Source organism: Nostoc sp. DedQUE09 (genome assembly GCF_034530915.1).
Taxonomy (GTDB): Bacteria; Cyanobacteriota; Cyanobacteriia; order Cyanobacteriales; family Nostocaceae; genus Nostoc.
On sequence record NZ_JAVRCE010000019.1, the window covers coordinates 46,659 to 69,519 of the forward strand.

17 protein-coding genes and 1 pseudogene are annotated in these 22,861 nt (G+C 41.4%); 9 read left to right on the forward strand and 9 right to left on the reverse strand.

The window, feature by feature from the left end:
• Positions 1-212 precede the first annotated feature (212 nt).
• The 3 genes from RMY27_RS14730 to RMY27_RS14740 form a co-directional block, all read right to left on the reverse strand.
• Positions 213-1,079, reverse strand: coding sequence for a histone deacetylase (locus RMY27_RS14730; protein WP_322664354.1), 867 nt, complete (start codon positions 1,077-1,079; stop codon positions 213-215).
• Positions 1,080-1,311: 232 nt separating this feature from the next.
• A complete protein-coding gene (gene cobJ, locus RMY27_RS14735; protein ID WP_322664355.1) occupies positions 1,312-3,033 on the reverse strand; it encodes a precorrin-3B C(17)-methyltransferase in 1,722 nt (573 codons plus the stop codon).
• 233 nt (positions 3,034-3,266) lie between these two features.
• Entirely contained in the window at positions 3,267-3,656 is a 390-nt protein-coding gene (locus RMY27_RS14740) for a hypothetical protein (RefSeq protein WP_322664358.1), read from the reverse strand.
• Positions 3,657-3,822: 166 nt separating this feature from the next.
• On the opposite strand from RMY27_RS14740, the gene RMY27_RS14745 reads away from it, so the two are divergent.
• Complete coding sequence (locus RMY27_RS14745) at positions 3,823-4,524, forward strand: DUF547 domain-containing protein (protein ID WP_322664361.1); 702 nt, start codon at positions 3,823-3,825, stop codon at positions 4,522-4,524.
• Here RMY27_RS14745 and RMY27_RS14750 read toward each other — a convergent pair.
• Both RMY27_RS14750 and RMY27_RS14755 read right to left on the reverse strand, forming a co-directional pair.
• Positions 4,509-5,264: a TIGR04283 family arsenosugar biosynthesis glycosyltransferase gene (locus RMY27_RS14750; RefSeq protein ID WP_322664363.1), complete on the reverse strand. Its 756-nt coding sequence runs from the start codon at positions 5,262-5,264 to the stop codon at positions 4,509-4,511. The two genes, RMY27_RS14745 and RMY27_RS14750, sit on opposite strands and share 16 nt — an antisense overlap.
• Positions 5,265-5,333: 69 nt before the next feature.
• Complete coding sequence (locus RMY27_RS14755; RefSeq protein ID WP_322664365.1) at positions 5,334-5,792, reverse strand: rhodanese-like domain-containing protein; 459 nt, start codon at positions 5,790-5,792, stop codon at positions 5,334-5,336.
• A 179-nt stretch (positions 5,793-5,971) separates the two neighbouring features.
• Here RMY27_RS14755 and RMY27_RS14760 point away from each other — a divergent pair, with 179 nt between their 5' ends.
• Together RMY27_RS14760 and RMY27_RS14765 are read left to right on the forward strand one after the other, a co-directional pair.
• On the forward strand, positions 5,972-6,859 hold the full coding sequence (locus tag RMY27_RS14760; protein ID WP_322664434.1) for a pirin family protein: 888 nt from the start codon (positions 5,972-5,974) through the stop codon (positions 6,857-6,859).
• 242 nt (positions 6,860-7,101) lie between these two features.
• Positions 7,102-8,505, forward strand: a complete 1,404-nt coding sequence (locus tag RMY27_RS14765) for a collagen-like protein (RefSeq protein ID WP_322664367.1) — start codon at positions 7,102-7,104, stop codon at positions 8,503-8,505.
• 3 nt (positions 8,506-8,508) lie between these two features.
• Here the strand turns inward: RMY27_RS14765 and RMY27_RS14770 are convergent, their stop codons facing one another.
• Entirely contained in the window at positions 8,509-9,069 is a 561-nt protein-coding gene (locus RMY27_RS14770; RefSeq protein WP_322664369.1) for a nitrate transporter, read from the reverse strand.
• Positions 9,070-9,547: 478 nt separating this feature from the next.
• Complete coding sequence (locus tag RMY27_RS14775; protein ID WP_322664371.1) at positions 9,548-10,789, reverse strand: patatin-like phospholipase family protein; 1,242 nt, start codon at positions 10,787-10,789, stop codon at positions 9,548-9,550.
• A gap of 119 nt (positions 10,790-10,908) precedes the next feature.
• Here RMY27_RS14775 and RMY27_RS14780 point away from each other — a divergent pair, with 119 nt between their 5' ends.
• Entirely contained in the window at positions 10,909-11,124 is a 216-nt protein-coding gene (locus tag RMY27_RS14780; protein WP_322664373.1) for a hypothetical protein, read from the forward strand.
• Between the two features lie 184 nt (positions 11,125-11,308).
• On the opposite strand, the gene RMY27_RS14785 is transcribed toward RMY27_RS14780, so the two are convergent.
• Positions 11,309-12,628, reverse strand: a complete 1,320-nt coding sequence (locus RMY27_RS14785) for a dihydroorotase (RefSeq protein WP_322664375.1) — start codon at positions 12,626-12,628, stop codon at positions 11,309-11,311.
• A gap of 393 nt (positions 12,629-13,021) precedes the next feature.
• Here RMY27_RS14785 and lepB point away from each other — a divergent pair, with 393 nt between their 5' ends.
• The 5 genes from lepB to RMY27_RS14810 all read left to right on the forward strand — a co-directional run bounded on the left by lepB (position 13,022) and on the right by RMY27_RS14810 (position 22,472).
• On the forward strand, positions 13,022-13,663 hold the full coding sequence (gene lepB / locus RMY27_RS14790) for a signal peptidase I (RefSeq protein ID WP_289796525.1): 642 nt from the start codon (positions 13,022-13,024) through the stop codon (positions 13,661-13,663).
• Between the two features lie 321 nt (positions 13,664-13,984).
• On the forward strand, positions 13,985-14,779 hold the full coding sequence (locus RMY27_RS14795) for an MOSC domain-containing protein (protein ID WP_322664377.1): 795 nt from the start codon (positions 13,985-13,987) through the stop codon (positions 14,777-14,779).
• Positions 14,780-15,303: 524 nt separating this feature from the next.
• Positions 15,304-19,020 (forward strand): response regulator, encoded by a 3,717-nt coding sequence (locus tag RMY27_RS14800; protein WP_322664379.1) that lies wholly within the window; start codon positions 15,304-15,306, stop codon positions 19,018-19,020.
• A complete protein-coding gene (locus RMY27_RS14805; protein ID WP_322664381.1) occupies positions 19,017-20,852 on the forward strand; it encodes an EAL domain-containing protein in 1,836 nt (611 codons plus the stop codon). Before RMY27_RS14800 ends, RMY27_RS14805 begins: the two co-directional genes overlap by 4 nt.
• Positions 20,853-21,119: 267 nt before the next feature.
• A complete protein-coding gene (locus RMY27_RS14810) occupies positions 21,120-22,472 on the forward strand; it encodes a response regulator (protein ID WP_322664383.1) in 1,353 nt (450 codons plus the stop codon).
• A 22-nt stretch (positions 22,473-22,494) separates the two neighbouring features.
• Here the strand turns inward: RMY27_RS14810 and RMY27_RS14815 are convergent.
• Positions 22,495-22,644, reverse strand: a pseudogene (locus tag RMY27_RS14815) (LuxR C-terminal-related transcriptional regulator); the annotation flags it as partial.
• Positions 22,645-22,861: the final 217 nt, after the last annotated feature.

Genomic DNA, 22,861 nt, shown 5'->3' on the forward strand with positions numbered 1-22,861 from the left:
CTTATTTACATAGTAGGTAGGTGAGACATATTGGTATTTTTGTTTAAATTAAGGACATACACGAGTTGTATGGTAGCACAACTGTAAGGGAGCATTCTACTTTTTTGAATGGAGTAAAAGTACTAATTGTCAAACCATGCATTCTACGGGGATTAAGATTTTATTCTCTAGACGCGAAATAAAAACTGGGATGCACGCAATTTTTATACGTCTCAAAGGAAAAGTTTTAAACACTGCTTGACTGTCTCAAGGACAGAGACAGAGAGACTTTCTAGTTCATAACCTCCCTCTAGACCAAAAACAATTCGCGGTGTAATCTCTAAGCAATAATCAGTCAAAATGGCGTAATCATGAGGCTGTAAATTGATTTTAGAAAGCATATCTACCTCGTTTGCATCATATCCTGCACTCACAATCAATATATCTGGATGGAAATCTTTGAAAAAGGGTATAACCCTCTGTTCAAATAACTTACAGTAGTCTTGTATTGAACTAGCTGGAGCTATTGGAAGATTCAATACGTTGTTAAATTTGCCATGTTCGTCAGATTTTCCTGTGTGTGGATAGCCTGGTGATTGATGAATTGAACAAAAAGCAATGTTGGGCACATTTTCTACGGCTGCTTGTGTTCCGTTACCGTGATGTACATCCCAGTCCAGAATTCCAACTCGCTTGATTTCTCCTATTTCCATAGCATAAAGGGCAGCGATCGCGGCATTGCAGAAAATGCAAAATCCCATCCCTTCATCTTTAAGTGCGTGGTGTCCGGGTGGTCTGGCCAGAACAAAGCTCGGTTTTCCCACCTGCAAAACAGTATCAACCCCATCCAACCAAGCATTCACAGCAAGGCAGGCAACTTCAAAGCTTTGAGGAGAAATCTGTGTTGACTCAAAACAACCCCAACCTCTTGCAGAATAGGAGCGAACTTGCTCAATGTATTTGGTGGAATGAACCCGTTCAATCTCTTTGATTACATTTCTAGAAGTGTCAGGATTTAACCATTGAATTTGATCTGCTACTGTTGAGCTTCTTAACCTATCTACAATTGCAGTTAGTCGTTCTGGCTGCTCAGGGTGCATATACCCTGTTTCATGTTGAAGAAATTTTTCGGAGTAGATGATAGAGATCATTTAGTCTACAGATTTCTACTGGGATTTTTTATTTAAACTATCTTAATAGACAGAATTACTTTATCCCCAGAAAGAAAGTTCTAATCCTGGGGTTTGATTATGCGATCGCTTAGAAAAGTGGATTTAAAAAAGTGCTTATCTTGCCTTTTTTGCTCTCCGGTGACAGCGCCGATTGTGCCTACTATTCGCTATAGCGACGCGGCGTATAAACCCAGATATTACCATCGCGGCGCTTGATAGTTCGGGTTTTTGTGGAACCAACAATAATAATTGTCCGCATATCAGCGCTTGCTGGCGTTAACTGGTCAAGTGCGATCGCTCTTACCGTTTGTCCTGACCGACCGAGATTCCGGGCCAATACTACCGGTGTATCTGGTGTTCGATATCGTAGCAAAATATTTCTCGCTTCTGCCAGTTGCCAAGTACGCTCTTTGGAAACAGGATTGTAGAAAGCAATGACAAAATCAGCCTCAGCAGCAGCAGCAATTCGTTGCTCGATCGCAGACCAAGGTTTCAAGATATCAGAGAGAGAAATAGCACAGAAGTCATGCCCAAGGGGCGCACCAATGGCTGCTGCTGCTGCCTGCATTGCAGAGATGCCTGGGGCCACATGAATGTCGATACTGTCCCATTCTGGTTTAGCATAGCGATCGCATACCTCAAAAACCGCTGCTGCCATTGCATAGATGCCGGGATCGCCAGATGAAACTACAGCTACATATCGCCCAGATGCAGCCAAATCAAGGGCTATCTTTGCTCGTGCTTCTTCTTCGCGGTTGTCAGATTCATGCCGTTGCTTGCCATCAGCCAGAGAACCAACTAAATCTAAATAAGTTTTATAACCCACCAGATCAGTTGCCGACTTGAGTATCTCCTTCACTTCTGGAGACATCCACAGCGAACCACCGGGACCCGTGCCAATAATTGCTAACCGTCCGCGTGGTTGACCGATGGTGTTGGGGTCAATTACTTGAGGGGCAATAGCGATCGCAATATGGGGAGTTGAAGCAGTAATGGGAGATGTGCCTGTGGCGGCGATCGCTGCGGCTTGGGCGGGGCTATAACCTTGTGAAAGTAGACTTTCTAACTGATTTGGGGTAAAAAAGCGGGTGGGCACTTTTAAGGCGCTAGCTACCGCGTGGATTGCGGGATCGGCGGCGGCGGTAATGGGCGCAAATATCCCGGCGACTGATGCTTTTTCTAGTTTGGCATCAGCTAGTAGCTGTTGTACTAAAGCGACTGCATCATCAATGATGCCACTAATTGCGATCGCGATCGTTGCTGGGTGGTAGACAAGGCAGTTGGCTGTAGGAGTCACCAAACGTTCTGTAACTTGGATGGTCAAATCTCCCTTGGGATCTATCGGTAATTTACTATCACTCAACCAAGGCGCTATTCCTTCGAGCTTAACTTGCGCCCCAGCTAGCACATCTGAGATAAATTTCTTCGCATCATCTGGGTTTGCTAAATGGTATCCAGGGGGAGGAGATAACAGCGTTGTACCCAAACGTAAATCGCCTGTCGTCGTAATTGCAGGTTTAACATCCAGCGCTTCGGCAATGCGACGAGCCAAATCGTTTACTCCACCAAGTCCACCCAAAAGAGGGACAACAGCGCTACCATCTTCAGCCACAGCTAGCACTGGTGGTTCCTGTCGTTTATCTGAGATTACCGGAGCTAACGTCCTAATTAAAATGCCGGCGGCACAAATGCCAATCAGCGGCCTTCCCTGCATAAATAACTCGCGGAGCGTCTCGCCAAAATTTGTAAAGCTGACATCAACTTCCGATGTGCGACCCTCTAAACCGTATAGTGTTGCCCCTGGTAAGACGCTGATTATTTTGCGTGCTACCGTCACGCTATTTTGACCCAGTATTACAATGGCAGGTGCAACATTCATCATAAATAGATATCTTGCAAAATTTGATATCCTTCAAATGAAACCACAGATTTAGATATGTAGCGACTTCACATTTACAAGCTTGGAGAATTCCTTCAGTTATAGCGATCGCACTTCTGAGAGAATTAGGAGTGCGATCGCTTGTTAAATTGGACACTAGGGAGCAGGGCGAAAGGGGGAGAATAAAAAATTACCTCTTTCCCCTCTGCCTCTTGTGCCCAATCCCCAATCCCAACTCAATTAGCTTTACGCTCTTTCAGCACTTGATCTAACAAGTCTCTAGCAGATTGTGCTTTAGCTAACGCTACTTGATGGTCATTATAAGCACGAACAAGGCGAGAAAGACTGCTCACACCTGTCTTGAGTTGCTCCAGTTCTTCGCCAGCAACTAGTTCGCCATCAAGCATCCGCCCAATTAAAGGTTTTATATCGCCCACTTCCTGCCGGACTTTTTGGAGCTTTTCTAAAGAACTCAGTAAGGTTTTTAGTGAGTTCAATATGTCATCAATATCCTGGGCATCCTCCACTGGCTCAGGTGGATTTTCAATTGCGATCGTATCTTTGTCTGAAGCTGTAGGCAATTCCTCTACAGACGTTTCACTTGTAACCCCGTTTGACCGTGCCATCAACGTTTCCTCAAGGAATTTTCCTCAGTGTATCGCTGATTTTAAGTTGCCAAAGATAGTATTGTTATAATTCGTTAAATAAATACTTGTACAAATTCAACTGTACGTTGCGATCGCGAAAGCAAAGAATTCTTTTAGCTACAGCCAACATATAAACACAGCAATAATGATAGATTTTGAACCTTGGGACAGGTTGTTGCGTCAGTATGTCGATCAACAGGGTCGTGTAAACTATATTGCTTGGAAAACTGAGCAACCTCAAGCGATCGCAGATTGGTTGTCGAGTCAAAAAAATCTGGCTTTTACATCTAATAGCAACACTTCTGAGCAATTGGCATTGTGGATCAACCTTTACAATGCGTTCACCATTTCGACAATTTTAGAAAGATACCCGCTTGAGTCAATTCGTCCGCGAATCTTAGGCATTCCCAACTGGTTGGCTTTTTTGTGGTTTTTCCAACGTCCTGCTTATTATATATTTGACGAACATTATAGTTTAGCCCAAATAGAGAACCAGATTCTGCGGAATCAATTACAGGAGCCACAAATTCATTTTGCAATTGTCTGCGCTTCGGTTGGTTGCCCGTTACTGCGTGCTGGAGCTTATTTTCCTCAACAAGTTACTCAGCAGTTAGATGAAGATACCCGTCGCTTCATAAACAATCCTGAAAAAGTTCGTTATGACTCAGATAGTAAAACGCTCTACTGTAGCAAAATCTTTAAATGGTATCGTCAAGATTTTCTTAAGGTCAAATCCTCTATTCCAGAATATATCCGCTCCTACCTAGAAACAGACCTGCCAATAAATGCCTCAACGCCGATTTCCTATCTCTACTATGACTGGAGCCTGAATCAGCGAATATCTTGATAAAATTGTTTGAGATAATTTGCATCAACGCCAATCCCCCACAAAAAACCGATATAAAGGTAGATTGCGTTTGCTCTCCAGCTACCCCATTTTGCGACGCGGCGATCTGAAGAGTGAACAATGCGGTTCACCAGATAAATACGTCCTTTTTTAACCAATTTCAGGCATAGATCTCCATCCTCCATAATCGGTAATGCCTCATCAAATCCATTGCAATCCCAAAAGTCAGTGCGACGACAAAACATTACCTGATCTCCGAACAACAGGCGCAATCCTCGAAAAAACAGGTGAGGTTTAAATAGCAGTGGTGCATAGTAGGTTTTTAAATAATTATGTAGAGAGATGCCCCAGCGAGTCGTTTGAGATCCACTCATCAGAGAAATGAACCCCCCACAGGCAATGGTTGACTCTGCTAGGGTTTGCTCTATTACGGTGATTAAGTCATCCGGCACCCAAGTATCTGCATGAAGAAAGCAAAGAATATCTCCAGTTGCAACCGATGCTCCGTAATTCATCTGAATAGAACGCCCACGCTGTTCAGATGAGAGAACTTGTACGCATAGCGACTGATTGAATGACCCAAAGCATTGCTTTGCAACTGCCACTGTCTCATCATCACTGCCACCATCTACTACTATCACTTCAAAAGCAGGCGGATTAAGTAAAGTCAATTGGGCTAATGTACGCCCTAAGCTAACTGCTTCGTTTAAAGTAGGAATGACAATCGAAACTTGAGACATGCAGTATAAGTAGTTTTATCGTTGCTTTTATTCTACTTGCTTAATGTTGACAAGCTCTTAGTCCAAAGGTCAACACTCCTGAGCATGGTAAGTAGTTTTTAGCAGTTTTCCCCAGATTGCATTGTAAGGATGTACAACCTTTGTCGGATGACCATTTTGAAAAATCGGCCTGTCTTCGTTTGCCCACTGAAAAATCCCACCACTCAAGTTATAAATGCACTTAATCCCGGCTTCATCAAGTTTTTGGGCTAATTTTGCACTCCGATAGCCAACAGCACAGTACACAACAATTGGTCTATCTTGGAAAATTGCAACTGCTGCTAAGTCCTCTGTGAGAGGATCTATGCGTACTGCTGTTTCGATATGACTAACTGCATACTCAGCTTGACTTCGTGCATCTAGCACTAATGGACGAGGCTTTGCAGAATCTGATAGTAATTGAGCTAATTGGTTGCAATCAATTTCCTCAACAGTAGGAAACTGAAATCTAATCAGAAGTTTAAGAAAGTTAAACGTGAGCGATCGCACTTGTCAAAAGACTCTCTGGTTTGCAAACAATACTTCTAATAGTAAAAAACTATCAAAGAACAGGCGATCGCATTGGCATCAACTCTCCAAAACAAACAGATAACTCATCAAGATTAGCTTATTTGCAAGTAAATATACTTATAATAATTACAGCATTTACTAATCACCTGCGATTATTTATGGCAATTCTTCAACTGATTGAACCCGAAGTTAAAAATCTGGGTGGTTTTTCTGCCCGCCGCAGTTTGCCATATCCTAATCGCCAAACGGTTGGGCCGTTTATCTTTTTCGATCATCTTGGCCCGTCCGTTATGCCCCCCAATCAAGGCATTGATGTCCGACCGCATCCTCATATCAATCTGGCAACGGTAACTTATTTATTTGATGGTGCTTTGATGCATCGCGATAGTTTGGGTACTGTGCAGGAAATCCAACCAGGTGCAGTCAACTGGATGATAGCGGGAAAGGGGATTGTCCATTCAGAACGCTCACCTGACTTTGACCGTTACCAAGAAACTACTATTCATGGCATTCAAACCTGGGTTGCCCTGCCTGTTGAACACGAAGAAACCGAGCCAGCGTTCATTCACTATCCGGCTGAAATCCTTCCCACTTGGGAAGAGAATGGCGTTATCATCAAACTTATTGCTGGGCAAGCATTTGGCTATACCTCACCTGTAAAAGTCCTCTCACCTATTCTCTATTTAGATGCAGTGTTGTCTGCCAACACCCACTTCACTATCCCTACAGATTATTCACAAAGGGCAGTATACAGTGTCACGCAGGGATTGAGGATTAACGATCAACCGATGGAGCAATATCGTCTCGCTATTCTAGAGCCAGGCGATCGGGTTGAGGTTTCTGCTATAGGTGATGCTCGATGTGTTGTTATTGGCGGTGAGCCGTTAGGTACACGCTACAAATGGTGGAATTTTGTCTCTAGCCGACCAGAGCGAATAGAGCAAGCTAAAGCTGATTGGCGCGACTCTCGTTTTGCTAGCGTGCCAGATGAAACAGAGTTTATCCCACTGCCAGAAGTGGTGACAGAAGCTAATCCTTTTTCATAAGTGTGTCACACTTGGACACTCACTACTTCGCTTTAGGATGCACAAGTTTAACCCAAGTTGTTAGTTACTCTTATGAGCGATCGCTTTGGGACAATTGCCCTCTGCTCCTCTGCCCCTCTGCCCCTCTGCGGTCTTAATGATAAGTCTTTAACCAAACACGATCTCACTGGACAAGAGGGAGCAAATTGTTGAAAGTCAGCGTCAGGAGTAGATAATTCAACTAAAGTTTTAGGTGTAAATAGATGCACAATGGTTTTAGGAGTAAGCTGCCACTACTGTTGACATTCTGCTTATTTACAAGCTTTTTGCCTGCCTCTGGTTCAGTTTTATGTCCAACCATTGTCTCTGACAAATACTATAAATTAGCCAGAGATTATGGCAGAGATGGACGCGCAGGAACCGATGGGCGATCGGGTAGAGATGGTAGCAGCGGTGAAAACCAAAATATTTTTGTCAATGGTTCACCTGTAAATCTTGACTTGTCGGGTAAAGATGGTGAAGACGGGGAAGACGGTGAACATGGTTATCAACCTGACTGTAGTTCCCGACGCAATCGCGTTAGCCATGACATAAATGCACCAGACGGTGGTAGTGGCGGTGATGGTGGCAAGGGAGGAGATGGGGGAAATGGTGGTTCCCTCACAGTGTATTACAGCAATTTGGCAGACTTACGGAATATTTCTGTTCGGGCAACTGGTGGCGAAGGCGGGCGCGGTGGTAGAGGCGGTGACGGTACGGAGGGCTGTAACTGTCACAGACGGAGATGGGAAGTAAAAACCTGCGAGGGAACTCCTGGTAGCCCTGATTATAAGTGTACTGACAAGGTTTATCGATGTAGCGATGGTAGCGATGGGCGAGATGGCAGCGATGGTAGCGATGGTAGCCAAGGGCGCTTAGGAACTTTGAGTATTGTCAATAGCAAGGAACCTTTGGCAGCTGATACTCCAACTGTGCAGCTAGCAATTTCGGAACTGATAAACAAACAGTTCCACCTCTCGAAGAATAAGTGGAATCAACGCATAGGCGCAGCTTCTCTACTTGCGCCTGGTTCTGCGATCGCCGATGATTACCTTGAGTTTGAACAGCGTCTAGAAGAGGCTTTTCAAATAGTTTGGCAAGAAAGACAACCCATTACCAGCTTTGGCAATCAAGCCGTAACACTAAATTTAACTGATAACAAACAAGTAGAAATTACTTTTTCTGAAGAATTATGGGTTGAAGGTAACAGCAAAAGTGAGGCTAACTTGACAACATTTACCGTTAACCATGCCATTCCCAAAAAAGATGTCACCCGGTTAGCTGTAGCAGAGTTTGCCGATGCCGGACAAAATCTCAACTTAAAAATAGTCGATTTGGCAGCCAAGTCTGATGCTATTAATACTCAATTTCGCGTGAAATTCCGCGCCCAAGATAGCTTGCACGGTTTTTCTGGCTACAAAACTGAATTTGAAGGGGATATTCCCACCGAACTTGTGACTCGTGACTACAACCGTTTTACTCTAGCTTTGGGCAAGCTCAAAATTCCTGACGACGCTTTACGCCCTGGTGTCAACGTTGATATTGAAGTCGTAGCAACTCGTTCTTTAGGAATACGTTCTGCCAAGCAAACTATTCGTTGGCAGGGTGCAATCCGCAAGCCTAGATAAAGTTTAAGAAGATTTTTTCCCATCTGAAACCATTTGCGAGAGAATATAGGCTGCAAAATCTAGTAACTGATCCAGCAAAAAGCCAATAATACCGATGTATAATATTTCCTGGATTATGTAATCAGTATTGCCAGCTTTATAAGCATCCCAGAGGGTAAAGCCAAGTCCTCTTGGGCCTGTTAACATTTCTGTGGCAATAACGATAAACCAGGCTACCCAAATGCTAACTTTCAAGGCATGAAATATATGAAAAATAGCTACTCGAAAGTTATTATTCTGTCTCCTGAAATGCCGCATCCCTATTGCTGTATTAATAATCATTGTCCAGAGAGTTCCCAGAAAAACTACTACAATAGCAGCCGAGTCGCTCTCTTGAAACGCGATGAGAGCAATAGGTAGCAAAGCGATAGGAGGGATACTATGAGGTATCTGAAATATCAGCCGAAATAGCTGATAAACCATACTATTTATCCCGATGAAATATCCGATAAAACTACCCAATACAGCGGCTGGAATATAACCAACAAATAACCGTTGCAGGCTAGCTAAAATGTCTAAAAACATATAATTTTCTCTGCCTCAGTTCTCATGGAAAACATTCGGTAAATACTGCGGCAACAACACAAAACAGGGCTGAGAAAAATGTATTGGATTACACATTCTATTTTGTTGCTAAAAGATTTTTTATATCTTCTCCTCGTTAATTTTTAATTAAAAAACTTAGGTATTATTACGATGTGATAGTAGTAGTACAAAGAAGAGGTATAGCTTGACTTTACTAAACTTTATCAGAAAAACAAATTTTAATTAGTAAATTAAATACAATTTATAGAATTTATAAAAGAAGGCAGTTCTTGCTAGAGCTTACGTGCGTAGTTTACCGCCGTAGGTCTTACCCTGAGCCTGTCGAAGGGCATCGCCCCTTGATTATCTAAGTTGATGGAACGTGCCAGAAAAAGTATTGAACAGGGCGTAGGGATCAATTGGATGGGTATTCAAACCCCAACCAATTGTAGACTATTGTAAATAATGACACAGTTCGCTAGTTATCTTTAATAAAAGACGCGATCGCCTTTTTTATCGGAGAACCAGAATCGTCTCTGGTATAGTACGTAAGACCTTGCTCAATAAATGCAGAGGTAGTATCTATTAACTGCTGAATAGTCTCAGAATTAGTATCATCTATTTCTTCAGTGACTTTTTGCCCTGTAAATTTATTTTTCCGATCTTCTGGAGGTAATACAATGCGAGGATCTTTATAAGTTTCTTTTGGCTTGGGTTTAAATGTCTCATTTAAGTCAAACTGAAGACGTAAGTAACGTTTAGACTCATATCCACCCATGATCTGTCGGCAAATCGTACTATCAATCTCAGATGTAGGTTCCATAAAGATGTTAGTAAGATTTTTGATCCAGTCTAAACCTCTCCATTTACTGATTTGCTTATATTGATATGGTTCACCAGTTTGACCTGTGCCAATAGAAAGAATAGAAATATCTTCCAATTGCAAATTATCTAGTTTATATTTTTGCTTGATTGTTGGAGATACTGAAGACTGACCGATCCTCATCAATAGACTCAAAGCTGCAAGAGCAGGGTTGTTAGCAGAAACTCCTCCATCAATGTGTGGGAATTCCCAGTCACCAAATTTTTGTTTATCTACAGGTTCTAATTTATATGGTGGAAAAAAAGTAGGCGCTGAGGCAGAGGCGGTACATATTTCCCATAAATAACAGTCATCGTACCATCTGTCTCCTAAATCAGGATGACAATTTGTAAAAAAGGTTGTGTTGCGATATAGCGTATCGTAAGCAAGAATCAAAAGAATGGGTTTTTCGATATCCTTGATTCTTGTGGATTGATAGGCATCTTTGAGTACGCTAGTAATTCCATCATGAGAATATTTAGATGGAGAAAATACATTAATAATTGATTTGATGATGGACGGAAAGTTTTTGTAGCGTTCTTTTATCTCCAGAGGGAATATATCTTTACCTCTATTTTTATACATTTTAATGAGTTCATCACTTTCCTTTCCCATAGCAATCCCTCCTGCTAATATCGAACCAGTAGAAGTACCAGCAACCATGTCAAAATATTCGTGTAAAAACTCTCCTTTTCCCTGATTTCTAATTTCTTGTTCTACTTGTTGAAGTATTCGTGCTGCAACAACTCCACGAATACCGCCACCGTCTAAAGCCAAAATTCTGAAGGACATAAGCAATTCTCTTTGATTATTTTTTTGTGGACAAGCATCATGAGATGAATCACAATACGGTTCCATTAGCTTGTTTACTCTTATCCGACTTATCCGACTTATCCGACTGGAAGAATACCTAAGTTTTTTTTTAACAAAGCGCCTTCTCTACGAGACACTACTTATAGCTTCTGCGTAGAGGGGGTATGCGTAGTATTGGTTGTCAACTTAACGTGAAAGCCAGCTTAGAAACAGCTTTTAGATATTGTCTCGTTCCCAGACTCCGCCTCGCGCAATACTATTCGGTTAAGGCAAGAGACGCGATGAATCGCCGTCTCTACAATAATCAATCTTTCGTCTTGACGGCAATTTATCGCGCCTTTGTGATGATTTATTACATCTTTAGCGATCTAAATAGGTAATCCGATCGCGGGAATGGAGTAGTTATTAAAGATTTAACTTGAAACACTTAGAAATAGAGCAAATTTCTACGTTGTGAGGTAAAAAAATATCCCACCCGCGCAATCTGGCATGAAGGTTGGGGAGGAATATATCTTATGTAGTTGCCGTAAATTCAGGGTTTTAGTAAGGTTAAATAAATATTTGCTACAAGAAAGTTAAAGCTTGACCCCGCACTTGCGTATTTACCTGGCCTTTGTCATAAACTATTTCACCGCCGACAATGGTAGTTTTAGCCCAGCCGGTCAGGTTCCAGCCTTCAAAAGGACTCCAATGGCATTTGGTTAAAAGTTCCTCGCGCTGGACTGGGCGGTATGTATTTAAATCTACAAGCACTAAATCGGCATCATAACCAGGGGCGATCGCTCCCTTATTCGGAATACCATAAGCCACAGCTACAGCTTTAGACATCCAGTTTACAACTTGAGCCACAGTACACTTTCCCTCCATCGCCGCAGTTAACATCAAAGCGAGGGAAGTTTCTACCCCAGGCATTCCTGAAGGAGTATTGGGATATTCTTGAGCTTTTTCTTCTAAGGTGTGCGGTGCGTGATCTGTCGCAATGAAATCAATCACGCCATCGCGCAAAGCTTGCCAGAGAACTTCGTTATCGTGGGGCGATCGCAAAGGTGGATTCATCTGTGCTAATGTGCCAATTGTTTTATATGCACTAGTATTTAATAACAAATGCTGTGGTGTCACCTCTGCTGTCACCCAACTCGGTTTCTCCTGACGCAGCAAATCTGCTTCTTCAGCTGTTGACATGTGGAGAATATGCAACCGACGTTGATATTTTTGAGAAAGTTTTAATGCTAGTTGGGTTGCCAGCAACGCCGCTTGATTATCTTGAATTTGCGAGTGAACGGCTGGATCGTGAATGTTGGCAAATTCTTGGCGGCGTTGGTTGATTCTAGCTTGGTCTTCAGCATGAACGGCAATTAAGCGATCGCCTTTGGCAAATATCCCCTCCAATGCTGTTTCGCCATCAATCAACAACTGACCATGCATCGACCCCATGAAAATCTTAATTCCCGGTGTTGGCTTTGCTAAAAGCAAATCTGGTAAATTCTCTGCTGTTGCCCCAATAAAAAAGCCATAATTAACTAAGGATTTGTGTGAGGCCCGTTCTAGCTTGTCGTCTAAAGCCTGTTGTGTCGTAGTTAGGGGGCGCGTATTGGGCATTTCTAAAAAAGAAGTGACTCCCCCTTTAGCACAGGCACAACTAGCGGTGAATAAATCTTCCTTGTGTTCTAGTCCAGGTTCGCGGAAATGTACCTGCGGATCGATAACTCCTGGCAACAAAGTTAAGCCTTCTGCGTCAATTTCAGTGGCTAGTGCTGTTTGGGAGATTTCTGGCGCAACTTCGACTATTTGGCGATCGCGCGTCAACACATCCCCAACCATCAGTTCACCATTGGGTAAGATTATGCGAGCGCGGCGAATCAGTAACATTTTTGGAGATGACATAGGGATAACCAAGTTTAGAGAGCGAGCTATGTATTACAGAGAACCATGCTTTTAGGTTAAACTTATTCGCGATCGGAGTAACCAATTTTTGCCGCGCCTTAAAAAAAAGTTTATTTTTAACAAGAGAGGCAGCAGGAGTTTAAGTTCCCCACAATATATCCGATTTGGTGGACTGGAATTAAATAGGGTTGAATAAGAGAGCGTCTCATATAAAAGCCTCATCTAAATTCAAACCTTCTACCCCCTGCCTCCTCCCTCCTCCCTCCTTCCTCTAAAATTGGTAGTCAAGATGCAAACATAACTAGGAAATTAAAATTTTCCCGTTAAGATTAACAGATAAAGCCTCACTAGGTGAGTTAATTACCTACATCTTTCGTTAAGTTAAGTAATTTCATGCATAATCAAGTGTCTGATAACAACTCTAGTCAACAACCCGATAATTCTTGGATCGCAGAGCTAGGTAGAACAATTGTATTGAGTATTGTTCTAGCTCTAGGAATTCGTACCTTTGTTGCTGAAGCACGCTGGATTCCTTCTGGTTCAATGGAACCGACTCTACATGGTACGCCAAACCAGTGGGAGGCAGACAAAATTATTGTCGATAAGTTGAAGTATAAATTTGCTGACCCGCAGCGGGGAGACATAGTAGTATTTTCACCGACGAAAGAGCTGCAAAAAGAACAATATCAAGATGCTTTTATTAAACGTATAATTGCCTTACCTGGAGAAAAAATACAACTTAAGGATGGCAAAGTCTATATCAACAACAAACCTCTCCCAGAAGCCAATTACCTCGGTTCTGGGCAGACTACGGTTATTGATGTTTGCCAATCAGGGCCACAGCCACCTTTTTTGGCCAAACCCCAGACTATACCAGCTGATTCATATTTAGTACTGGGTGATAATCGTAACAGTAGTTATGACAGCCGCTGCTGGGGTGTTGTCCCCCGCCAGAATATTATTGGACGTGCTGTAGTTCGTTTCTGGCCTTTAAATCATGTTGGCGGAATCGATAAATCGCCAGTATATCCATAATTAACAAACAATATTGCTCAAATAGCTCATGAACAAAAGAATTTTAGATTTTAGATTGGGGACTACTAGACCTCTTGCAAAAATATATTTTTGCACTCTTAGGGAAAAGGGTGCATGTTAAAGGGAAAGGATTTTGAGTTTTTTTACCCTTTTCCCCTGCCCCTTATCCCCAGAGGGGACCCCACCTTCCCCTTTACCCCGACAAATGCCAAGAAGTCTACTGAATCACCAATCTAAAATCCAAAATCCGTCTTGAAAAGTTCAGTTCGCTCTTTGCAAGATACTGCGACTTTTTGCCAAATCTCAAATCCAAATATTGCTATGAAGCCTTACCTAGCTAAGATTTTACTGTATCCAGTTAAATCACTGGATGGTGTTGAAGTTGAGAACGCTAGAGTTCTTGCCAGTGGCGCACTACAGTATGATCGCGAGTTTGCTATTTTTGACGAACAAGGTAGATTTGTCAATGGCAAGCGTCATGCTAAAATTCATTTACTAAGGGCACAATTTGCACTCTTAAATAGAACTATCTCGTTGCAAATCCCCGATCGCAACTTACAACAAATTTTTCATCTGGATGAGGAACGGCAAGCATTAGAAGCAGCTTTGAGTGATTATTTTGAGTTTGCTGTTACATTGGGACAAAACTCTTTGATGGGTTTTCCTGACGATACACACTCACTTGGACCAACGGTAATTAGTACAGCCACATTGGCAGAGGTAGCTTCTTGGTTTCCTGGTTTAAGTGTAGATGAAATGCGCCGTCGGATGCGTGCCAACATCGAGATTGGTGGTGTACCAGCATTTTGGGAAGATCGGCTATTTAGCGAACAAGGTGATTTAGTCTCTTTTCGAGTGGGAGATGTAGACTTTTTTGGGGTTAACCCATGTCAGCGTTGTATAGTCCCAACACGCAATTCTTACTTAGGGGAAGCTTACCCAAACTTTCAGAAAATCTTTACAACCCAGCGACAAGCAACTCTGCCAAATTGGGTTGCTTCATCGCCTTTTAATCACTTTTACAGATTGAGTATAAATACTCAATTGCCTTCGTCGTCAGCGGGAAAAATTTTACAAATCGGCCATAGAGTTGACATAAATGTACAACAAAGTTAACGCTTCGTCAAAATAAACAATACAAAGTAAATTTTTTTAGATTTTTTTTATTTATGCTGTGTATTTGCATAACAATTCTAAAATTGCTGTAGTTAAATATAAGTCCTTTTATAAGTCCAGGGGTTTCCAGGACAGAAAATCAACACGTCAGCAATTAAAAATTAAATTTAAAATTGGGTGCTAATGGCAACCTGAATTTTAGAATGGCATACTGGAGCTTATTGGTTAAATTTCAGTTCATCTGAGAAAATTTGTGGAAATATCGCCAGATAAAACTGAGCAAATTCAGGTGCGATCGCGTACCCACGTTGACGATTTATATAGTGGACTACTCCTGTACAAAGTTTGAAAATTAGGCGTTGGAGGAAGTCAGCCAGTCAAACAATTATAGGTATTTCGTAAAATTTTATACTAATAATATAAAATTTTCATAAAGAGCGATGTCTGCCGTAATTCTACTTATATAAAATGTAGCTAGCACTGCAAAATGCACCTAGTAGATGCTGGGGAAGAAAAAAACTACAATGTTATCCAAACTTCAGCCCGTCAAATCATTTAATCGCTTAGTTGGCAAAGTTTATGCCAAGATGCCCCTGAGATATGTTCTGATTGTGCCCTTTATCTTGCAAATTTGTGGTGCGGTAGGACTTGTGGGCTATCTTTCGTATCAAAACGGGCAAAAAGCGGTAAGGGAGCTTGCTACTCAATTAGAAAATGAAATCTGCGATCGCATTGAACAGCATCTTGATAGCTATTTAACAACCCCGAAGCAAATTAATCAAATCAACTTAGATGCAATTGAGCTAGGTTTGCTCAACCTTTCGGACTTTCAAACCACTGGCAATTACTTTTGGAAACAAATGCAGGTTTTCAATGTTGGCTACAACAGCTTTGCCAATACCAAAGGTGAATTTATCGGTGTTGAGCGTCTAGATAATGGCCAGCTGTTAATTAATGAAGTTAGCGCCAAGCATGGTATAGGCAAACTTTATGTTTATCCTACAGACAAGCAGGGAAATCGCCGCCATTTACAGCAAGTCAAAAATTACGATCCTCGCCTAGAAGCTTGGTATACAGATCCAGTTAAGAGAAGCAAACGAGTTTGGAGTCAAATTTATCAATGGGAAGATAAACCAGAAATTTTATCCATATCTTCCAGCTATCCTGTTTACGATAAAAATCGCAAATTTGTTGGGGTGATTAGTGTTGATTTGCTCTTATCACAAATCGGCAAGTTTTTAGCTAAGTTAAAAATCAAAGAGTCGAGTAAAACTTTTATTTTAGAGCGTTCTGGGTATATAGTAGCTTCTTCTACTAGCGAGCCACCATATACGATCGTTAATGGTAAAGGAAAACGTCTATCAGCATTAGATAGTCAAAATCCTTTAATTAAACTCACAACACAGTCTTTAATCGAACGCTTTGGCAATCTTAAGTTTGTTGTGGGGAAGCAACAGCTAAGTTTTACCGCCGATGGAATGCGTTATTTTGTACAGGTAAAAAGTTGGAAGGACGAACTGGGTTTAGATTGGCTAATTGTGGCGGTGATTCCCGAAGGCGAATTTATGGAGCAAATTAATGCCAACACCCGCATCACGATTTTGCTGTGCATAGTTGCTTTTTTAGTGGCTACAAGAATTGGGATTTTGACTGCTCGTTGGGTAATTAAGCCGATTTTACAATTAAACAGATCAGCGAAGAAAATTGCTCAAGGTGAATGGGAGGAAACACCAGATATTCAGCGTTCCGATGAACTGGGGGAACTCGCCAAATCATTTGAAACTATGGCAAAGCAACTACAAGCATCCTTTAGTGCTTTAGAAGCAAAGAATGCCGAGATGCAAGTTTTAAATGAGGCGCTATTTCATAATCAGAGTCAGCTAACTCAATTTTTAGAAGCCATACCGGTCGGTATCTTTATCATCGATGCTGAAGGTAAACCTTATTATACAAATCAGATTGGGCAGCAAATTCTCGGTCAAGGAGCGATGTCTAACGACAAGCCGCTAGGCGTCTACGCAGAAGTTAAAGTCGCAGAATTATCAGAGATATATCAAGCTTACCTTGCCGGGACAAATCAACTTTACCCCAGCGATCGCTTGCCGATTTTGAGAGCATTGCTTGGGGAAAGCATCAGGGTTGATGATATGGAAATTCGCCGTTGTGGCAAGATTACTCGCATTGAGGTTTTAGGAAAGCCAATTTATGATGAATCAGGGAATGTGGCTTTTGCGATCGCCACATTTTTTGATATCACTCAACGCAAACAAACAGAAAAGTTATTAGCAGAATACAATCGCACCTTAGAAGCTCAAGTAAAAAAACGTACCGAAGAGTTTCAGCAAGTTATCGAGCAACTGCAAACCACCCAAGAAGAACTGATTCAATCGCAAAAAATCGCTGCACAAGAACAACAAGCAGCTGTTCGGGAAGCGGCGCGAAGTACTGCCGCCAACCTGGCCAAAAGCGAATTCCTGGCTAACATGAGTCACGAACTGCGTACTCCACTCAATGCCATTCTTGGTTTCACCCAAGTCATGAGTCGAGATTATTCGCTATCTAGCGAACATCAGGAAAACTTGGCAATAATTAATCGTGCTGGCGAACATCTACTCAAATTAATTAACGATATTCTCGAAATGTCTAAAATCGAAGCTGGCAAAATCACCTTAAATTGCAACAGCTTTGACTTAATTCATTTGTTGAAGAACTTAGAAGAGATGTTGCACTTGCGTGCTGTATCTAAAAATTTAGAATTAGTGTTTGAATATGCGCCAGATATTCCTAAATACATAGAAACGGACGAAAATAAATTGTGTCAAGTATTGCTCAACCTCTTGGGAAATGCTATCAAATTTACCGATAAAGGGAGAGTGACGCTACGGGTGAGACTGGGGGCAGGGGAGCAGGGGGGTAGGGGAGCAGGGGAGCAGGGGAGCAGAGGAGCAGGGGAGCAGAGGAGCAGGGGAGCAGGGGAGCAGGGGAGCAGGGGAGCAAGGGTAGCAGGGGAGCAGGGGGAGCAAAATCTTTCTTATCCCTCTCTTCTGTTCTTCGAGGTACAAGATACTGGCTGTGGTATTGCTCCACAAGAACTTGACTTGCTGTTTGAGGCTTTTGAACAAACCGAAATCGGCAGAAAATTCCAACAAGGGACGGGATTGGGTTTAGCGATTAGCCGTAAATATGTGCAACTTATGGGAGGTGATATTACTGTCAGTACGATGCCTGGTGTCGGTAGTACATTTGCCTTTGATGTTCAGATTGCTCTAACTTGCCCTAGAGAAATGCCGATAAACCAAATTAAATCACAAATTAGAGCTTTAGCACCCAGTGAAAAGGTATACCGCATTCTAGTAGTTGACGATTCCAAAGAAAGCCGTATCTTGCTAGTTAAAATTCTCACATCTTTAGGCTTTGAAGTTAATGAAGCTACAGATGGTAGTGAAGCGATCGCTAGTTGGCAATCTTGGCAACCACACTTGATTTTTATGGATATGCGAATGCCAGTCATGGATGGTTACGAAGCTACAAGAATTATTAAAGCTAGAGAAATCGGGCATGGGGGAGCCAATAAGTCGCGGAGGTTCCCAAAATTGAAACAACTGGTGTCATCGGGGAGCCAGTACCTTGCAGAGGAGTTAACCGATTCAGTCGAGGGTGAGGTTCTGAAAGTTGTACGCAAAGAGTCTTCCACACCAGAAACAACTGGTGTCATAGAAAATGATACTTCTAGTGCGTCCACTTTGCGATCGCGGCTGCCAACAGGTTTGGCTCCCCCTTACGACTTCTCTGAAACAATGCCGGATCGCTCCAATACAAATACAATCATTATTGCCCTAACTGCTAGCGCTTTTGAGGAAGAACGCCAGAAAATTTTGTCCATTGGCTGTGATGATTTTATTCGCAAGCCATTCAAACAGGAAGTATTATTGGAAAAACTGAGCAAACATCTGGGTTTAAAATATACCAATCAAGTAGAAACTACAAACACAGTAGTTGTCGATCAAGCTACACAGATTTTTGTAAGTGTTGCCGAACTCCTGGGCCATTTATCACAAATGCCACCTGAGTGGCTCCAACAGATTCATTATGCCGCAGCTAGCTGTAGCGATGAACTGATTTTAGAGTTACTCAAGCAAATTCCATCAGATAATGCTCAAGTTTTCCAAGTTCTCAGGGATTTAGCAAATAACTACCAGTTTGAGAAAATCATGGAATTGACTACAACAAACTTAGAATGAATTACGAGCATTTAGACCCTAAGAAAAAAGATATTTTGATCATTGATGATATGGCGGATAATCTCCGGGTTTTATCCTCCATATTGACAAGGGAAGGGTATAACGTTCGTAAAGCTTTGAACTGGCAAATGGCACTGACAGCAACTCAAACATTATTACCTGATTTGATTCTACTCGATATCATGATGCCAGAAGTAGATGGTTATGAAATTTGCCAGACCTTTAAAGCTTGGGAGTTAACAGCCGATATCCCAATAATTTTCATTAGCGCTTTAGATGATGTTTTTGACAAAGTTAAAGCTTTTAAAGCGGGTGGTGTAGACTACATCACCAAACCTTTTGAGTTTCAAGAAGTTTTAGTGCGTGTCCAAAATCAACTGGCATTGAGATCGGCGCGATTAGAAATATTGAAACTAAATGTTGAACTAGAACATCGGGTAAAACAGCGGACTGGAGAGCTAGAAAAAACTCTCCAAAAACTCCAGCAAGAAATCCATTCCCGCCAGAAATTGCAAAGTCAACTGCTAGATATAGCACTGCATGACTCCTTGACTGGATTATCAAACCGAGTTTTGTTTATTAGGCGACTAGAAAATGCTCTAAATCGGGCGAAACAAGAATCTGATTATCAGTTTGCAGTACTTTTTTTGGACTGTGATCGCTTCAAAGTTGTTAATGATTCCCTTGGTCATCCGGTGGGAGATGAATTGCTGATAGCTATTGCTCAACGCTTACAAGCATGTCTGATCCCTGTTGATACTTTAGCACGATTGGGCGGTGACGAATTTGGAATTCTCTTAGAAAATATCACAGATATCAATATAGCAATCCAAGTTGCAGAAAGGATTTTGCAACAGTTATCGCTGGCTTTTCAACTGTCCAGATATGAAGTATTTATGAATGCCAGTATTGGTATTAGTTGGGGCAATAAAGATTACGATCGCCCAGAGTATTTGCTGCGAGATGCTGATACGGCAATGTATCGGGCTAAAGCTCAAGGAAGGGCTAAGTACCACGTTTTTAACCCAGCGATGCATCAGGAAGCTATTCAGCTTTTAGAGTTAGAAAATGACCTGCGGAGGGCTGTTGAAAGGCGAGAATTCCTCGTTTACTATCAGCCAATTATTTCCCTGGTTACAGGCAGAATTTCTGGATTTGAAGCTTTGGTGCGCTGGCAACATCCAATTCGTGGTTTGGTTTCTCCCATAGAATTTATTCCTGTGGCCGAAGAAACAGGTTTAATTAATGCCATCAATATTTGGGTATTACAGTCAGCTTGTCATCAATTAAGCATCTGGCAACATTATCCAGTTACACCAGAACCTCTAACTATGAGTGTCAATTTGAGTGCAAGGTTATTTTTGCAGCCGAATTTAGTAGAGCAAATTGACCGAATAATTTATGAAAATAAAATAAATCCGGCATATTTAGAATTAGAAATTACCGAAAGTGTAATTATGGAAAATACCGATGCGATCAAAATAATTCTTGAACAACTAAAGCAGCGAAAAATTAAGTTGATTATGGATGACTTTGGTACAGGATATTCCTCTTTAAGTTACCTGCACAGCTTTCCTTTAAATGCACTCAAAATTGACAAATCCTTTGTCAAACGGATGCAGGAAAATAAAGAGAATATGGGGTTAGTACCAGCAATGATTGGCATTGCCAACTCAATGGGGATGAGTGCGATCGCTGAAGGTGTCGAAACACAAGAACAGTTAGCCCAATTGAGAAGTTTAAACTGTAATTTTGCTCAAGGATATTTATTTTCTAAACCCATAGAACAAGAACTGGCTCTTAAATTGCTCACTTCAGCACCTCAATGGTAGCTATCAAGTAGCACCGGGGAAAAATTTCATTGTTGCTCTTTGGCTAGATATCTGTGAATACTATCTACTATAATCCTTACAGCAGTTTATCCGGTTGCCAAAGGTGATAAATGACCAATAGCTTCAATAATCTGCAAAACTCTCCAGCCACATGAGAGTTAGACTATAAATATAAGTATTTCGCTGAAATCGGTCAACAAATTTTAAGGTTATTTCAAAGAAGGGTTTACTATCCTCAATAATTATACGCATAACTTTTGATCAATAATGCATTTTAATCAAAATAACCATCAAAAAAGAAATATTTTGGTGGTCGATGATACTCCAGATAATTTGCGGCTTTTATCGGCGATGTTGACTGCACAAGGTTTTGAAGTTCGCAAAGCCTTAAACGGTAAAATGGCACTGACTGCATGTCAAATGGTTTTGCCCGATGTGATTTTGCTGGATATTAATATGCCAGGTATGGATGGCTACCAAGTTTGTCAACAATTAAAAGCTGACGATAAAACTAGCGAAGTCCCAGTAATTTTTATTAGCGCTCTGGATGATGTTGTCGATAAGGTAAAGGCATTTGATGTTGGTGGTGTAGATTATATTGCAAAACCTTTTCATGGTGCAGAAGTGGTCTTGCGAATTGAAAATCAAATTAATTTACGTTTGCTCCAAGTAAAACTGCAAGAAAAAAACTTTTTACTCCAACAGGCTCTTGACAACTTGAAAGCCTCTCAAGTTCAACAAATTCAGAACGAAAAGATGGTGGCGCTGGGACAGTTAGTAGCTGGACTGGCTCATGAGATTAATAACCCGATCAGTTTTATTTATGGAAATCTCCAATATGCTAGCCAATATGTGGAAGACCTAGTGAAGATGATTGAGGTCTATCAGCAAGAATATCCCAAACCCACACCAAAAGTTCAGCAAATATCCAAAGATGTAGACTTGAATTTTATCATTAAGGATCTACAAAATTTGATAGGTGCAATGTATAGAGGCTCCGATCGCATTCGGGAAATTGTACTGGCGCTACAACATTTTTCTCGGCATGATGAAGCAGAGATGAAACGGGTAAATATCCATGAAGACATCGAAAATACTTTAGTGATGTTACAACATCGGCTCAGAGAAGGAGTCGATCGTCCGGCAATTGTTGTAGTGAAAGATTATGGTAACTTGCCCCTAGTCACTTGTTATGCAAGTGAACTAAATCAAGTATTTATGCATTTGTTGAATAATGCTATTGATGCAATAGAGGAGAGAGTGGGGAGTGGTGACTGGGGGGTGGGGAATCAATCTTCCACTCCTTATTCTCTAAAACCTACTCCCCAAATTCGGATTCATACAGAGGTGACAAACTTGAATCTAGTCAAAATTACGATCGCTGATAATGGCCTTGGTATTGAAGAGTCGTTGCGATCGCGTTTATTTGACCCATTTTTTACCACGAAACCTGTAGGTAAAGGTAGTGGGTTAGGATTATCTATTAGTTATCAAATTATCGTCCAAAAACACCGAGGAAATATAAGCTGTAACTCATCTGTGGGCAAAGGAGCAGAGTTTGCGATCGAAATTCCTATAGAGCAGCAGCCTGATATCTCATCACAATTTTCAAAATCTTGAAAGATTTTCTTTCCCGATAAATCTAATTAATCAATAATTCTGGTGCTACCAATCCTTTGTGGATAGCTAAGACTGCGGCTTGAGTGCGATCGCGTACTTCTAATTTCTGTAAAATAGCATGGACATGAACCCGCACTTTACCAGGGGCAATGTAGAGAATTTCAGCATTTTCTTAATTGCTTTTGCCATCCGATCGCTATTAGCCCATACGTTTTTAGTCGCTTATTTATAGCTTCTTTGATAGTCAATAACCGACTTAATACCGTCATTTATGATTTACTAAAAAATCATGATTATACAATCTGTATAACGATTTAATTCATCAATTATGAGTTAACAACAATCTATATCTGCAAATGCCAATTTAAGAATTAATATCATGTTCGCTT

Excerpts from the sequence above, each read along its gene's own strand:
- RMY27_RS14730 (WP_322664354.1), bottom strand. The coding sequence starts at position 1,079 with ATGCACCCTGAGCAGCCAGAACGACTAACTGCAATTGTAGATAGGTTA.
- cobJ (WP_322664355.1), bottom strand. The coding sequence starts at position 3,033 with ATGATGAATGTTGCACCTGCCATTGTAATACTGGGTCAAAATAGCGTG.
- RMY27_RS14740 (WP_322664358.1), bottom strand. The coding sequence starts at position 3,656 with ATGGCACGGTCAAACGGGGTTACAAGTGAAACGTCTGTAGAGGAATTG.
- RMY27_RS14745 (WP_322664361.1), top strand. The coding sequence starts at position 3,823 with ATGATAGATTTTGAACCTTGGGACAGGTTGTTGCGTCAGTATGTCGAT.
- RMY27_RS14750 (WP_322664363.1), bottom strand. The coding sequence starts at position 5,264 with ATGTCTCAAGTTTCGATTGTCATTCCTACTTTAAACGAAGCAGTTAGC.
- RMY27_RS14760 (WP_322664434.1), top strand. The coding sequence starts at position 5,972 with ATGGCAATTCTTCAACTGATTGAACCCGAAGTTAAAAATCTGGGTGGT.
- RMY27_RS14765 (WP_322664367.1), top strand. The coding sequence starts at position 7,102 with ATGCACAATGGTTTTAGGAGTAAGCTGCCACTACTGTTGACATTCTGC.
- RMY27_RS14770 (WP_322664369.1), bottom strand. The coding sequence starts at position 9,069 with ATGTTTTTAGACATTTTAGCTAGCCTGCAACGGTTATTTGTTGGTTAT.
- RMY27_RS14775 (WP_322664371.1), bottom strand. The coding sequence starts at position 10,789 with ATGGAACCGTATTGTGATTCATCTCATGATGCTTGTCCACAAAAAAAT.
- RMY27_RS14780 (WP_322664373.1), top strand. The coding sequence starts at position 10,909 with ATGCGTAGTATTGGTTGTCAACTTAACGTGAAAGCCAGCTTAGAAACA.
- RMY27_RS14785 (WP_322664375.1), bottom strand. The coding sequence starts at position 12,628 with ATGTCATCTCCAAAAATGTTACTGATTCGCCGCGCTCGCATAATCTTA.
- lepB (WP_289796525.1), top strand. The coding sequence starts at position 13,022 with ATGCATAATCAAGTGTCTGATAACAACTCTAGTCAACAACCCGATAAT.
- RMY27_RS14795 (WP_322664377.1), top strand. The coding sequence starts at position 13,985 with ATGAAGCCTTACCTAGCTAAGATTTTACTGTATCCAGTTAAATCACTG.
- RMY27_RS14800 (WP_322664379.1), top strand. The coding sequence starts at position 15,304 with ATGTTATCCAAACTTCAGCCCGTCAAATCATTTAATCGCTTAGTTGGC.
- RMY27_RS14805 (WP_322664381.1), top strand. The coding sequence starts at position 19,017 with ATGAATTACGAGCATTTAGACCCTAAGAAAAAAGATATTTTGATCATT.
- RMY27_RS14810 (WP_322664383.1), top strand. The coding sequence starts at position 21,120 with ATGCATTTTAATCAAAATAACCATCAAAAAAGAAATATTTTGGTGGTC.